At 69.5% G+C, this 12,994-nt stretch carries 12 protein-coding genes and 1 riboswitch; of the genes, 11 read left to right on the top strand and 1 reads right to left on the bottom strand.

The features are described from left to right. Positions 1–216: 216 nt before the first annotated feature. The 11 genes from rpsB (at position 217) to IE198_RS23930 (ending at position 11,857) form a co-directional block, all read left to right on the top strand. Positions 217–1,140, top strand: a complete 924-nt coding sequence (rpsB, locus tag IE198_RS23980) for a 30S ribosomal protein S2 (RefSeq protein WP_189889980.1) — start codon at positions 217–219, stop codon at positions 1,138–1,140. Positions 1,141–1,243: 103 nt separating this feature from the next. Then, positions 1,244–2,080, top strand: coding sequence for a translation elongation factor Ts (tsf, locus tag IE198_RS23975; protein ID WP_189889977.1), 837 nt, complete (start codon positions 1,244–1,246; stop codon positions 2,078–2,080). 158 nt (positions 2,081–2,238) lie between these two features. Beyond that, positions 2,239–3,003, top strand: a complete 765-nt coding sequence (gene pyrH / locus IE198_RS23970; protein WP_189889975.1) for a UMP kinase — start codon at positions 2,239–2,241, stop codon at positions 3,001–3,003. A 127-nt stretch (positions 3,004–3,130) separates the two neighbouring features. Beyond that, entirely contained in the window at positions 3,131–3,688 is a 558-nt protein-coding gene (gene frr, locus IE198_RS23965) for a ribosome recycling factor (protein WP_100111401.1), read from the top strand. Continuing rightward, positions 3,688–4,833: a phosphatidate cytidylyltransferase gene (locus tag IE198_RS23960; RefSeq protein WP_189889973.1), complete on the top strand. Its 1,146-nt coding sequence runs from the start codon at positions 3,688–3,690 to the stop codon at positions 4,831–4,833. Before frr ends, IE198_RS23960 begins: the two co-directional genes overlap by 1 nt. 273 nt (positions 4,834–5,106) lie before the next feature. Next, positions 5,107–5,661, top strand: a complete 555-nt coding sequence (locus tag IE198_RS23955) for a hypothetical protein (RefSeq protein WP_189889971.1) — start codon at positions 5,107–5,109, stop codon at positions 5,659–5,661. Between the two features lie 258 nt (positions 5,662–5,919). Next, positions 5,920–6,207, top strand: a complete 288-nt coding sequence (locus tag IE198_RS35515; protein WP_229834275.1) for a hypothetical protein — start codon at positions 5,920–5,922, stop codon at positions 6,205–6,207. Positions 6,208–6,703: 496 nt separating this feature from the next. Next, entirely contained in the window at positions 6,704–7,810 is a 1,107-nt protein-coding gene (gene rlmN, locus IE198_RS23945; RefSeq protein ID WP_100109414.1) for a dual-specificity RNA methyltransferase RlmN, read from the top strand. 62 nt (positions 7,811–7,872) lie between these two features. After that, positions 7,873–7,994: riboswitch (TPP riboswitch) on the top strand. Further along, positions 7,990–9,087, top strand: a complete 1,098-nt coding sequence (locus IE198_RS23940; RefSeq protein WP_189889967.1) for a thiamine ABC transporter substrate-binding protein — start codon at positions 7,990–7,992, stop codon at positions 9,085–9,087. It overlaps the preceding riboswitch by 5 nt. A 38-nt stretch (positions 9,088–9,125) precedes the next feature. Next, positions 9,126–10,742, top strand: a complete 1,617-nt coding sequence (locus IE198_RS23935; protein WP_189890105.1) for an ABC transporter permease — start codon at positions 9,126–9,128, stop codon at positions 10,740–10,742. Then, a complete protein-coding gene (locus IE198_RS23930) occupies positions 10,742–11,857 on the top strand; it encodes an ABC transporter ATP-binding protein (RefSeq protein ID WP_189889965.1) in 1,116 nt (371 codons plus the stop codon). Before IE198_RS23935 ends, IE198_RS23930 begins: the two co-directional genes overlap by 1 nt. On the opposite strand, the gene IE198_RS23925 is transcribed toward IE198_RS23930, so the two are convergent. Next, a complete protein-coding gene (locus IE198_RS23925; protein WP_189889963.1) occupies positions 11,774–12,898 on the bottom strand; it encodes an LOG family protein in 1,125 nt (374 codons plus the stop codon). The genes IE198_RS23930 and IE198_RS23925 overlap by 84 nt on opposite strands. Positions 12,899–12,994 lie beyond the last annotated feature (96 nt).

The raw sequence follows: 12,994 nt of genomic DNA, 5'->3' as shown, positions 1-12,994 counted from the left end.
TGGCCCGGTTCTGTGGACAACGGTCCCGTTGTGGACAGCGCCGTCACCCGGTAGGTCAGCGGTCCCGTACACTTCTTCTGGCGATCCGGGTCACCGGGTCGACTTCGCACGCCCCGCCACCACACCCTCAGCGGTCGGTGGCCGCGCTCCTCGGTCCCTTGTGGCACGGCGCGTCGGGGCGTCAGGACACAACCGAGAATCCAAGGAGATACGGCCATGGCCGTCGTCACGATGCGGGAGCTGCTGGAGAGCGGCGTCCACTTCGGTCACCAGACCCGTCGTTGGAACCCGAAGATGAAGCGCTTCATCTTCACGGAGCGCAACGGCATCTACATCATCGACCTGCTCCAGTCGCTGTCGTACATCGACCGCGCCTACGAGTTCGTCAAGGAGACCGTCGCGCACGGCGGCTCCATCATGTTCGTCGGCACCAAGAAGCAGGCCCAGGAGGCCATCGCCGAGCAGGCGACGCGCGTCGGTATGCCGTACGTCAACCAGCGTTGGCTGGGCGGTATGCTCACCAACTTCTCCACCGTCTACAAGCGTCTGCAGCGCCTCAAGGAGCTCGAGCAGATCGACTTCGAGGACGTGGCCGCCTCCGGCCTCACCAAGAAGGAGCTCCTGGTCCTCTCGCGTGAGAAGGCCAAGCTGGAGAAGACCCTCGGTGGTATCCGCGAGATGCAGAAGGTGCCGAGCGCGGTCTGGATCGTCGACACCAAGAAGGAGCACATCGCCGTCGGTGAGGCGCGCAAGCTCCACATCCCGGTCGTCGCGATCCTCGACACCAACTGCGACCCGGACGAGGTCGACTACAAGATCCCGGGCAACGACGACGCGATCCGCTCCGTCACCCTGCTCACCCGTGTGATCGCCGACGCCGTCGCCGAGGGCCTCATCGCCCGCTCCGGCGCCGCCACCGGTGACTCCAAGCCGGGTGAGAAGGCCGCCGGCGAGCCGCTCGCCGAGTGGGAGCGTGACCTCCTCGAGGGCGAGAAGAAGGCCGACGACGCCGAGGCGAAGCCCGCCGAGGCGCCGGCTGTCGAGGCGCCGGCTGCCGAGGCGCCGGCTGTCGAGGCCCCGGCCGCCGAGGCGCCGGCTGCCGAGGCCGAGAAGCCGGCCGAGGACGCCGAGCAGGCCTGACCTCACAGGTTCGGTTGCTGACGGCGGGGACGGTGTGACCACACCGGCCCCGCCGCTCACCCGTAGATCTTCGACTTTCGACTTTCGAGAGAGATTCAAGGACATGGCGAACTACACCGCCGCTGACGTCAAGAAGCTCCGCGAGCTCACCGGCGCCGGCATGATGGACTGCAAGAAGGCGCTGGACGAGGCCGAAGGCAACGTCGACAAGGCCGTCGAGGCTCTGCGCATCAAGGGCCAGAAGGGCGTCGCCAAGCGCGAGGGCCGCTCCGCCGAGAACGGCGCCGTCGTCTCCCTGATCGCCGAGGACAACACCTCCGGTGTCATCGTCGAGCTGAAGTGCGAGACGGACTTCGTCGCCAAGGGTGACAAGTTCCAGGACGTCGCCGGTGCGCTCGCCGCGCACGTCGCCAAGACCTCCCCGGCCGACCTCGAGGCGCTGCTCGGCTCCGAGATCGAGCCCGGCAAGACCGTCCAGGCGTACGTCGACGAGGCCAACGCCAACCTCGGCGAGAAGATCGTCCTGGACCGCTTCGCGCAGTTCTCCGGCGCCTACGTCGCGTCCTACATGCACCGCACCATGCCCGACCTGCCGCCGCAGATCGGTGTTCTGGTCGAGCTGGACAAGGCCGACGCCGACCTCGCCAAGGGCGTCGCCCAGCACATCGCCGCCTTCGCCCCGAAGTACCTCTCCCGTGAGGACGTTCCGGCCGAGGTCGTCGAGTCCGAGCGTCGCGTCGCCGAGGAGACCACCCGCGCCGAGGGCAAGCCCGAGGCCGCCCTCCCGAAGATCGTCGAGGGTCGCGTCAACGGCTTCTTCAAGGAGGCCACTCTCCTCGGCCAGCCGTACGCGCTGGACAACAAGAAGACCGTTCAGCAGATTCTGGACGAGGCCGGTGTCACCCTGAAGCGCTTCGCGCGCATCAAGGTCGGCATCTGAGTCCATACGCGACGGACACCGGACCCCGGTAGGGTCTGAAGCAGTCGTCGGCGTTCGCGCCGGACGATCGCAGATCTGACGAGGAGGCCATTGCCGTACGGGAAACCGCAAGGACCCAGTGGCAATGGCCTTCTTCGTATGTGCACGAGGAGATCTCCATGAATCAGGGCGCCGTACAGAGCGACGACAACCACGGCAAAAAGTCCGGACGCTTCATGCTGAAGCTGTCCGGCGAGGCGTTCGCCGGTGGCGGAGGTCTTGGCGTCGACCCCGACGTCGTACACGCCATCGCCCGCGAGATCGCCGCGGTCGTACGCGACGGGGCGGAGATCGCGGTCGTCATCGGCGGAGGCAACTTCTTCCGCGGGGCCGAGCTCCAGCAGCGCGGCATGGACCGGGCCCGCTCCGACTACATGGGCATGCTCGGCACGGTCATGAACTGCCTTGCCCTCCAGGACTTCCTGGAGAAGGAGGGCATCGACTCGCGCGTCCAGACCGCCATCACCATGGGCCAGGTCGCGGAGCCGTACATTCCGCTGCGCGCCGTGCGCCACCTGGAGAAGGGCCGTGTGGTCATCTTCGGTGCCGGTATGGGCATGCCGTACTTCTCCACCGACACCACCGCCGCACAGCGGGCCCTTGAGATCGACGCCGAGGCGCTGCTCATGGGTAAGAACGGAGTCGACGGGGTCTACGACTCGGACCCCAAGGCCAACGCCGACGCGGTGAAGTTCGACGCGCTGGAGTACGGCGAGGTGCTGTCGCGCAATCTCAAGGTCGCCGACGCCACCGCGATCACGCTCTGCCGCGACAACGCCCTGCCGATCCTCGTGTTCGAACTCCTCACCGAGGGCAATATCGCTCGGGCCGTCAAGGGTGAGAAGATCGGCACGCTCGTGAGCGACCGGGGCACCCGGGCCTGATCCTGGGCGCCCCAAGAGGGATGGACAAAGTCCTGCCGGTCGGACACCGTGCAGGCAATACGCGACGCAGGTTCCGCCGGCCCAGTGGTACGAGCCGGGCCTACCTCAAGACACGCAGGAGCAAGTGGTGATCGAAGAGACCCTCCTCGAGGCCGAGGAGAAGATGGAGAAGGCCGTCCTGGTCGCCAAGGATGACTTCGCCGCGATCCGCACCGGACGTGCGCACCCGGCGATGTTCAACAAGATCGTGGCGGACTACTACGGTGCCCTGACCCCGATCAACCAGCTGGCCTCGTTCTCGGTTCCCGAGCCGCGGATGGCCGTCGTCACGCCGTTCGACAAGAGCGCGCTGCGCAACATCGAGCAGGCGATCCGCGACTCCGATCTCGGCGTCAACCCGAGCAACGACGGCAACATCATCCGCGTGGTGTTCCCCGAGCTGACCCAGGACCGCCGCAAGGAGTACATCAAGGTCGCCAAGACCAAGGCCGAGGACGCCAAGATCTCGATCCGCTCGGTGCGCCGCAAGGCCAAGGAGACCATCGACAAGCTGATCAAGGACGGCGAGGTCGGCGAGGACGAGGGCCGCCGTGCGGAGAAGGAGCTCGACGACACCACCGCGAAGTACGTCGCGCAGGTGGACGAGCTGCTCAAGCACAAGGAAGCCGAGCTTCTCGAGGTCTGATGAACGACTCTTCCTGGGGGCCCTCGCACGGCGCCGGATACGCCGGAGCGTGGCCGCCGCCCGACCAGGGGCCCCTCCCGGCGGGTCCCGCCCACGATGGGCACGACGCACAGCAGACTCGGCGCATGCCCATCGTGCCGGACTTTCCCGACGCAGGTAGAGATGCCGGGGGCCGCCGCGGCGAAGACCGCGAGGCCCGTGACCGGGGGGCCGCTCGGCTGGGCGGCCCCCTGTTCCGTGATGAGATGCCGCAGGAGCCCATGCCCACTCCGCCGCCGCCGGGCGAGCCCACTCCACAGCCGTCCTCGCGGCCCGAGCCCCCGCAGAAGAAGCGGGCCGGCCGTAACCTGCGCGCGGCGATAGGGGTCGGCGTCGGGCTCGGCGCGGTGATCGTCGTCTCGCTCTTCTTCGTCAAGGCCGTCTTCGTCGGTGTCATCGCTGTCGCCGTCGTGGTCGGTCTGTGGGAGCTGACCTCCCGGCTCGAGGAGCGCAAGCAGATCAAGGCGCCGCTGGTCCCGCTCGCCGTGGGCGGCGCGGCGATGGTCGTCGCCGGTTACGTGGCCGGCGCCGAGGGCGCCTGGGTCGCGATGGCGCTGACGGCCCTCGCGGTCCTGGTCTGGCGGATGACCGAACCGCCCGAGGGTTATCTGAAGGACGTCACGGCGGGCATCTTCGCCGCGTTCTACGTGCCCTTCCTGGCCACCTTCGTCGCCCTGATGCTGACGGCGGACGACGGCCCCGAGCGGGTGCTCACCTTCCTGCTGCTCACCGTGGTCAGCGACACCGGCGCGTACGCGGTGGGCTGGCGCTTCGGCAGGACCAAGCTGGCCCCGCGCATCAGCCCCGGCAAGACCCGGGAGGGGCTCCTCGGCGCGGTGTCCTTCGCGATGGCCGCGGGCGCGCTGTGCATGCAGTTCCTCGTCGACGACGGCATCTGGTGGCAGGGCCTGCTGCTCGGCCTCGCGGTCGCGGTCAGCGCCACGCTCGGCGACCTGGGCGAGTCGATGATCAAGCGGGACCTCGGCATCAAGGACATGGGCACGCTGCTCCCCGGCCACGGCGGCATCATGGACCGGCTGGACTCGCTCCTGCCGACGGCGCCGGTGGTGTGGTTGTTGCTGGTGCTCTTCGTCGGGTCGGGCTGACCTGCGCGGTTCTCCGTGAGGGCTCGCTGTCCACAGGGCGGCGGGCCCTCGGCTCTTCCACGGCGAGATTGCCGGCACAGCCCGGGCCCGGAGCGTCGACATGCAGAGGCCGGGACAAGGCCCGCACGCCTTCCGGCGCCCTGGGCGCGCTCTCGAACGGCTTCCACCGCGGCCGAACAGACTTGCAAAAAAGGCAACTTTGGTCTGTTTATGCTCCCTTTTCAGGGGGATTTCCTATGTGGCGTAAAGGATGCGTTGCCAAGGGGTGAGCGGATGTCCACAGGAACACTTCTCGCGATCATCATCCCGGTGGTCGTAGTGGTAGCTGCGTTGGCCACGCTCGGCTGGTACACCGCGCGTCGGCGCCGTCTCCGTGAGCGGTTCGGCCCTGAGTACGGGCGGACCGTCGAGGACGCAGGCAGCCGGGTCGCTGCCGACCGCGAACTGAGTGAGCGGGAGAAGCGGCATGACGCCCTGGACATCAGGCCGCTGTCTCCTGCCGTCCGTGACCGCTACGCCGGGGACTGGCAGAAGGTCCAAGGCGAGTTCGTGGATCGCCCCGAGGACGCCGTGCACGAGGCGGACCTCCTGGTGGCCTCGCTCATGCGTGAACGCGGCTACCCCACCGACGACCTTGCTCAGAAGCTGAAGGATCTGTCCGTCGAGCACGGCAGAACCGTGGAGCATTACCGCGCTGCCCACGACGTCAACGAGCGCAGCCTGCAGCACACGGCGACCACCGAACAACTGCGTGGGGCGATGGTGCACTACCGCGCGTTGTTCGACGAGCTGCTCTCCGACGGTGGGCGTCCTCAGGCCCACACATGAGCGCCTCACACATCGGAACTCTTCGATCATCAGGACGGAGGAGAGATGGAACGCGAACACACCCCGGGCACCACTGAGAGCGGACTGTCCACGGAGGACCTTGCCGCACCTCTGGACAGGGACGCGGGCCGCCGGTCCGAGGAGCAGCCCCCGAGCTTCCCCGGCGAGGCACCTGGGGCGACGCCAGAGGCCGACGCGGCTCCGGAGGCGGCTTCGACCGACTCGGGGGAGCCGGGGCCTGTGTCCGACGCTCCGGACGTGTCTGCACCGGAGGACGTTCCGCAACTGCTGACCTCGCAGGACGAGGAAGGATTCCGCACGCGGTGGCAGGAAATTCAGAACCGGTTCGTCGACGACCCACGCGAAGCCGTCCATGAGGCCGACGGGCTGGTGGCGGATGTCATGCAGACCCTGGCCACCACATTCTCCCAGCACAAGCAAGAGCTCGAGGGACAGTGGAGCCAAGGCGGGGAGGCCGACACGGAGAACTTGCGCATGGCCCTGCGGAAGTACCGTTCGTTCTTCAACCGGCTGTTGTCGAGCTGAAGCCGTAGCTGCGGCCTGCTCCGGTGACCGGCGGGACGAGCCGGCCCTCGGCGGCCAGGCCGGAAGTACGGCGCAACACAACCCCCTGACGTCGACGCGTCCAGGGCTGAGGGGGCGTGCAACGTGCCGTGTCGGTACTCGGCCGGCAGCATCAGGCATGGGCCGGCTCCTGCAGCGGGCTGCGCTCGTCTCGTAACCGCCGCCCGTTGACCATGACCGCAAGGAGCAGTCCAGCGGCCACCGTGGACGGTGGCCGCTGTCAGTAGCGGCAAGGTGTTCCGGGCACGGGCCGACCGACCGTAAGAACGTCATCCGCGTATCTATGGCATGCCACGCCCAGTTCCCGGCTCGCGCCTCGAAATGGCACGCCTTGCGGGCGGGAGCCGGCCGGGCCGACAGCGTTGCCGGGGCGCCCCGTGGCAGGCGTCAGGGGCTGCGCGGCGCCCGAGGCATCGCTCGCAGGCCATCGGCCGGCGTCTGCGACACTGGAGAAACCATGCCGAAGCCCGGAGAACTCACTTTCGTCGCGCCCCGCGGAGCCAAGCAGCCGCCGCGGCACCTTGCCGACCTCACGCCCGCCGAGCGCAAGGAAGCCGTCGCCGCGATCGGCGAGAAGCCGTTCCGCGCCAAGCAGCTGTCCCAGCACTACTTCGCGCGGTACGCGCACGACCCCGCCCAGTGGACGGACATCCCTGCTGCGGCCCGCGAGAAGCTCGCCGGTGAGCTGCTGCCCGATCTGATGTCCGTCGTCCGGCACATCTCCTGCGACAGCGACACCACCCGCAAGACGCTCTGGCGACTGCATGACGGAACCCTCGTCGAGTCCGTGCTGATGCGTTACCCGGACCGGGTGACCATGTGCATCTCCTCGCAGGCCGGCTGCGGGATGAACTGCCCCTTCTGCGCCACGGGACAGGCCGGTCTCGACCGGAATCTGTCGACCGCGGAGATCGTGCACCAGATCGTCGACGGCATGCGGGCGCTGCGTGACGGCGAGGTCCCCGGAGGGCCGGCACGGCTGTCCAACATCGTCTTCATGGGCATGGGCGAGCCGCTCGCCAACTACAAGCGGGTCGTCGGAGCCGTCCGTCGCCTCACCGACCCCGAGCCGGACGGCCTCGGCCTGTCGCAGCGCGGCATCACGGTCTCCACCGTCGGTCTGGTGCCGGCGATGCTGCGGTTCGCGGACGAGGGCTTCAAGTGCCGCCTCGCGGTGTCGCTGCACGCGCCGGACGACGAGCTGCGCGACACCCTGGTCCCGGTCAACACCCGCTGGAAGGTGCGCGAGGTCCTCGACGCCGCCTGGGAGTACGCGGAGAAGTCCGGCCGCCGGATCTCCATCGAGTACGCGCTGATTCGCGACATCAACGACCAGGCGTGGCGCGGCGATCTGCTCGGCCGGCTGCTGAAGGGCAAGAGGGTCCATGTGAATCTGATCCCGCTCAACCCGACGCCCGGGTCGAAGTGGACGGCCTCGCGCCCCGAGGACGAAAAGGCGTTCGTGGACGCCATCGCCGCGCACGGTGTGCCGGTCACCGTCCGGGACACCCGTGGCCAGGAGATCGACGGCGCCTGCGGGCAGCTGGCGGCGCAGGAGCGGTGACCGAAGGGTCGTCGGCCATGGCTGATACTGTGCCCTGGGCGTTCGCACAAATGAACAACGAAACATTCCGACAGGGGAGCGCACCACAGCGCTGAGAGTGCGGCGAGGCCTTCACGGCAACGGGCCGCAGACCCTCGGACCTGATCCGGGTCATACCGGCGTAGGGAGTCAGCATCATCATGAACAGCCAGCTTCGGCGTGCCGTCGGTACGGCAGTCGTCGGCGCCCTCGGCATCTCCACGCTCGCCGCCTGCGGCGGGGAGTCCAAGGACTCCGGGTCCGGCGACGGGAGCAAGTCCAGGACCGTCACCCTCGTCAGCCACGAGTCCTTCGCGGCGTCCGAGGCGGTGCTGAAGGAGTTCACCCGGCAGACCGGCTACACGGTCAAGGTGCTCAAGAGCGGCGACGCGGGCACCGCGCTCAACAAGGAGATCCTCACCAAGGGCTCCCCGCAGGGCGACGTCTTCTTCGGCGTCGACAACACCCTGCTCTCCCGCGCGCTCGACAACGACCTCTTCACACCCTACGAGGCCAAGGGCCTCGATCAGGTCGTGCAGGAGGTGCAGCTCGACGCGGACAAGCACCGCGTCACGCCCGTCGACACCGGTGACATCTGCGTCAACTACGACAAGAAGTTCTTCGCCGACAAGAAGCTCGCGCCGCCGAAGACGTTCGCCGATCTGGCGAAGCCCGAATACAGGAACATGCTCGTCGTCGAGAACGCCGCCACCTCCTCGCCCGGCCTCGGCTTCCTCCTCGGCAGCGTCGGCGAGTACGGCGAATCCGGCTGGCAGGGCTACTGGAAGAGGCTCAAGGACAACGGCGTCAAGGTCGTCGACGGCTGGGAGCAGGCGTACAACGAGGAGTTCTCCGGTTCCGCCGGCGGCAAGAAGGCGGGGGCCGACCGTCCGCTCGTCGTCTCGTACGCCTCCAGTCCGCCGGTCGAGGTCCTGTACTCCGACCCGCAGCCCACCGAGGCGCCGACCGGTGTCGCGACCGGCACCTGCTTCCGCCAGATCGAGTTCGCGGGCCTGCTCGAGGGCGCGAAGAACGAGGCGGGCGGCAAGGCGCTGCTGGACTTCCTGATCAGCAAGAAGTTCCAGGAGGACATGCCGCTGAACATGTTCGTCAACCCGGTGATCAAGGACGCGAAGCTGCCGGAGCTGTTCACCGAGCACGGCGCGGTGATCGAGAAGCCGGAGACCGTCGCCGCGGACGCCATCGCGAAGAACCGTGAGCAGTGGGTCCGGTCGTGGTCCTCGCTCGTCGTGAAGTAGTCGGCTCGCTGCGCGGAAACGCGGCACGGCTCGGCCTGATGGCCGGCCCTGTCGCGTTCTTCGCCGTCTTCTTCGCCTACCCCGTCGCCGCGATCGTCGGACGCGGCCTCCATACGGACGGTGTCTGGCAGTTCGGCCGCTTCGGTGAGGTGCTCGGTCGGCCGGACATTCTCTCGGTGCTGTGGTTCACCACCTGGCAGGCTCTCGCCTCCACGGCGCTGACCCTGCTGATCGCCCTGCCCGGCGCGTACGTCTTCGCCCGCCTCGACTTCCCGGGCAAGCGGCTGCTGCGCGCGGTGGTCACGGTGCCGTTCGTGCTGCCCACGGTCGTCGTCGGCTCGGCGTTCCTGGCGCTGCTGGGGCGCGGCGGACTCCTCGACGAGCTGTGGGGGATCCGGCTGGACACCACGGTGTGGGCCATCCTGCTCGCGCATGTCTTCTTCAACTACGCCGTCGTCGTACGCACCGTCGGCGGTCTGTGGTCCCAGCTCGACCCCCGCCAGGAGGAGGCCGCCCGCGTCCTGGGCGCGGGGCGTTTCGCCGCCTGGCGTCGGGTGACGCTGCCCGCTCTGGTGCCGTCGCTGGCCGCCGCCGCCCTGATGGTCTTCCTCTTCACCTTCACCTCCTTCGGCGTCGTGCAGATCCTCGGCGGCCCCTCCTTCTCCACCCTGGAGGTGGAGATCTACCGGCAGACCGCCGACTTCCTGGACCTGCCGACAGCGGCCGTGCTGACGCTGGTGCAGTTCGCGGCGGTCGGTGCGGTGCTCGCCGTGCACGCATGGACCGTGCGGCGGCGGGAGAGCGCACTGCGGCTCGTCGACCCGGTGCGTACCGCTCGGCCGCCGCGCGGTACGGCCCAGTGGGCGATGCTCGGCGGCGTCCTGGCCACCGTTCTCGTACTGCTCCTGGCGCCGCTTGCGGTGCTGGTCGAGCGTTCCTTCGACACCGCGGGCGGCCACGGGCTCGACCACTACCGGGAACTGGGGACCGTTGACCCGGCCGGCGGTGCGTTCCTCGTGGCGCCGATCGAAGCCGTGTGGAACTCGCTGCAGTACGCCCTGGCGGCCACCGCCATCGCGCTCGCCGTGGGCGGGCCGGCCGCGGCAGCGCTCACCCGGAGGGCCGGGCGGCTGGTCCGCGGCTTCGACGCCCTGCTGATGCTGCCGCTCGGGGTCTCCGCCGTGACCGTGGGCTTCGGCTTCCTCATCACCCTCGACGAACCGCCGCTCGACCTGCGTGCCTCATGGATTTTGGTGCCCCTGGCCCAGGCACTGGTCGGCGTGCCCTTCGTCGTCCGCACGATGCTGCCCGTGCTGCGTGCCGTGGACGAGCGGCTCCGGGAGGCCGCCGCCGTACTCGGCGCGTCACCACTGCGGGCCTGGCGCGAGGTCGATCTGCCGCTGGTGCGCAGGGCGCTGCTGGTGGCGGCGGGTTTCGCGTTCGCCGTCTCCCTCGGCGAATTCGGTGCGACCGTCTTCATCGCCCGGCCCGACAACCCGACGCTGCCCGTCGCCGTCGCCCGCCTGCTGGGACGGCCCGGCGAGCTCAACTACGGGCAGGCAATGGCGCTGAGCACGATCCTGATGGTGGTGTGCGCGGCGGCGTTGCTCCTGCTCGAACGCGTTCGTACCGAGTCCACCTCCGAGGAGTTCTGATGACGCTGCTCGAACTTCGGGGCGTGACCGTACGGTTCGGGCCGCGGACCGCGCTCGACACGGTGGACCTCCAGGTCGCCGAGCACGAGATCGTGTGCCTGCTCGGACCGAGCGGCAGCGGCAAGTCGACGCTGCTGCGGGCGGTTGCCGGGCTCCAGGCCGTCGACGCGGGGCGGGTCCTGCTCGGCGGTGCCGACCAGGCGGGGGTGCCGGTGCACCGGCGCGGGGTGGGGCTGATGTTCCAGGACCACCAGCTCTTCCCTCAGCGTGACGTCGGCGGCAATGTCGCGTTCGGCCTGCGGATGCGCGGCGCGGAACGCGGTGAACAGGCGCGCCGGACCGACGAGTTGCTGAGGCTCGTGGGGCTGCCCGGGGCGCAGAAGCGGTCCGTCGCGGCGCTGTCCGGCGGCGAGCAGCAGCGGGTCGCCCTGGCGCGGGCGCTGGCGCCGGAGCCGAGGCTGCTGATGCTCGACGAGCCGCTCGGGCAGCTGGACCGCGGGCTGCGGGAGCGGCTCGTCGTCGAACTGCGCGGTCTGTTCGGCCGACTGGGTACGACGGTGCTCGCAGTCACCCACGACCAGGGTGAGGCCTTCGCCCTCGCCGACCGCGTCGTCGTCATGCGGGACGGCCGAATCGCGCAGGCGGGGACGCCGCTGGAGGTCTGGCAGCGGCCCGCGTCTCCATTCGTCGCACGCTTCCTCGGCTTCGAGAACGTGGTGGCCGCGACGGTCGGCGGCGCGGCCGCCGACACGGTCTGGGGCAAGCTCCCCGTGCCGGACGGCTCGCCGCAGGGCGCGCGGACGCTGCTCGTACGGCCCGACGGGGTACGGATCACCGACCCCTCGCAGGGCCTGCGCTGCACCGTCGAGTCCCGTACCTTCCGCGGGACCCACGTCGCCGTACGGCTGCGACCGGACGACGGCCCCGAGTTGGAGGCGGAGTGCTCCTTGGCCCAGGCACCGGAGGAGGGCGCCTCGGTGGGCGTGGTGTTCGCCGCGGACGAGGTCGTGGTCCTCGGGCCGGACGAGGGTCTAAAGGGCGTCCGGCGTCGCCGCGAGCAGACGCTTCAGGGCGGCCGGAGCTTCCTCGACCGAGTCGACGAGGGCGATGCGTGACTCCATCGACCGGCCGCGCGCGAGCGACCGGAGCAGCGGCCAGGCGGGGAGGTGGTCCGTCCAGTGCGACCGGTTGACCAGCACCATGGGGGTTGGTTCGCCGCGGGACTCGTAGTAGTTCGGGGTGGCGTTGTCGAAGACCTCCTGCAGGGTGCCGGCGGCGCCCGGCAGGAAGATCACACCCGCGGTGGAACGGGCCAGCAGGCCGTCCTCGCGGGTGGCGTTGGCGAAGTACTTGGCGATGTGGTCCGCGAAGGCGTTCGGCGGCTCGTGACCGTAGAACCACGTCGGGATCCCGACCGAGTCCCCGCCCTGCGGCCAGCGGTGGCGCACCTCGAACGCGGCCTCCGCCCAGTCCGTGACCGACGGCATGAACGAGGGGGCCTTGGCGAGCAGCAGCAGCGCGTCGTCCAGCATCCCGTCCGGGTGCGGTGCGGCGTACGCCCCGAGGTTGGCGGCCTCCATGGCGCCGGGCCCGCCGCCGGTGGCGACGGTGAACCCGGCACGGGACAGCTCGCGGCCGAGCCGTGCGGCGCCGGCGTACGCGTCGGTGCCGCGGCCCATCGCGTGCCCGCCCATGACGCCCACGACCTGCTTGCCGACGAGGAGTTCGTCGAGCGCGTCGGAGATCGAGTCGTCGTGGACGGCACGGAGCATCGAGGCGTAGATGTCGCCGTCTGCCTTCGTCCGCTGGAACCAGGCGTGGGCGCGCGCGTCGGGCGTCGTCTCGTAGCCGCCGCTGTCCGCGAGGCCTGCGAACAGGTCGTCGGGGGAGTAGAGCCGGCCGCGGTACGGGTCGAACGGCAGGTCGGGTACGGGCGGGAGGACGAGTGCGCCGTCCGCGCGGATCTTGGCGGCGGCGTCGGGCTCCATCAGGCACCCGAGGAACACGGCGGCGGTCGCGTCAACGCGAAGCAGCTCGGAGGTGCGGGCCGTCAGGTCGAGGGACTGCAGGCGGTACCCGACGAGTGAGCCGTGGGCGACGACCTGGTCGAACTCTTCGATGGACTCGATCTCGCGGTCGTGCGGGGTGGCCGTCATGCGCCCACGATAGGCCGCGGCGGGTTCCTCCCCCCCACCTCGCCCCCAAGGGCCCCGCCCCTCGATCGCCGGCGGGCCTTGGGTTGCCAGCCGGCG

Source organism: Streptomyces xantholiticus (assembly GCF_014651015.1).
GTDB classification, from domain to species: domain Bacteria; phylum Actinomycetota; class Actinomycetes; order Streptomycetales; family Streptomycetaceae; genus Streptomyces; species Streptomyces xantholiticus.
Note: the sequence above shows the minus strand (reverse complement) of the source record. Positions and strands in the feature narration are given on the sequence as shown.

Coding starts and splice junctions, on each gene's coding strand:
- rpsB (WP_189889980.1), top strand. CDS start 217: ATGGCCGTCGTCACGATGCGGGAGCTGCTGGAGAGCGGCGTCCACTTC.
- IE198_RS23955 (WP_189889971.1), top strand. CDS start 5,107: ATGTCCACAGGAACACTTCTCGCGATCATCATCCCGGTGGTCGTAGTG.
- rlmN (WP_100109414.1), top strand. CDS start 6,704: ATGCCGAAGCCCGGAGAACTCACTTTCGTCGCGCCCCGCGGAGCCAAG.
- IE198_RS23930 (WP_189889965.1), top strand. CDS start 10,742: ATGACGCTGCTCGAACTTCGGGGCGTGACCGTACGGTTCGGGCCGCGG.
- IE198_RS23935 (WP_189890105.1), top strand. CDS start 9,126: ATGGCCGGCCCTGTCGCGTTCTTCGCCGTCTTCTTCGCCTACCCCGTC.
- pyrH (WP_189889975.1), top strand. CDS start 2,239: ATGAATCAGGGCGCCGTACAGAGCGACGACAACCACGGCAAAAAGTCC.
- tsf (WP_189889977.1), top strand. CDS start 1,244: ATGGCGAACTACACCGCCGCTGACGTCAAGAAGCTCCGCGAGCTCACC.
- IE198_RS23960 (WP_189889973.1), top strand. CDS start 3,688: ATGAACGACTCTTCCTGGGGGCCCTCGCACGGCGCCGGATACGCCGGA.
- IE198_RS23925 (WP_189889963.1), bottom strand. CDS start 12,898: ATGACGGCCACCCCGCACGACCGCGAGATCGAGTCCATCGAAGAGTTC.
- IE198_RS23940 (WP_189889967.1), top strand. CDS start 7,990: ATGAACAGCCAGCTTCGGCGTGCCGTCGGTACGGCAGTCGTCGGCGCC.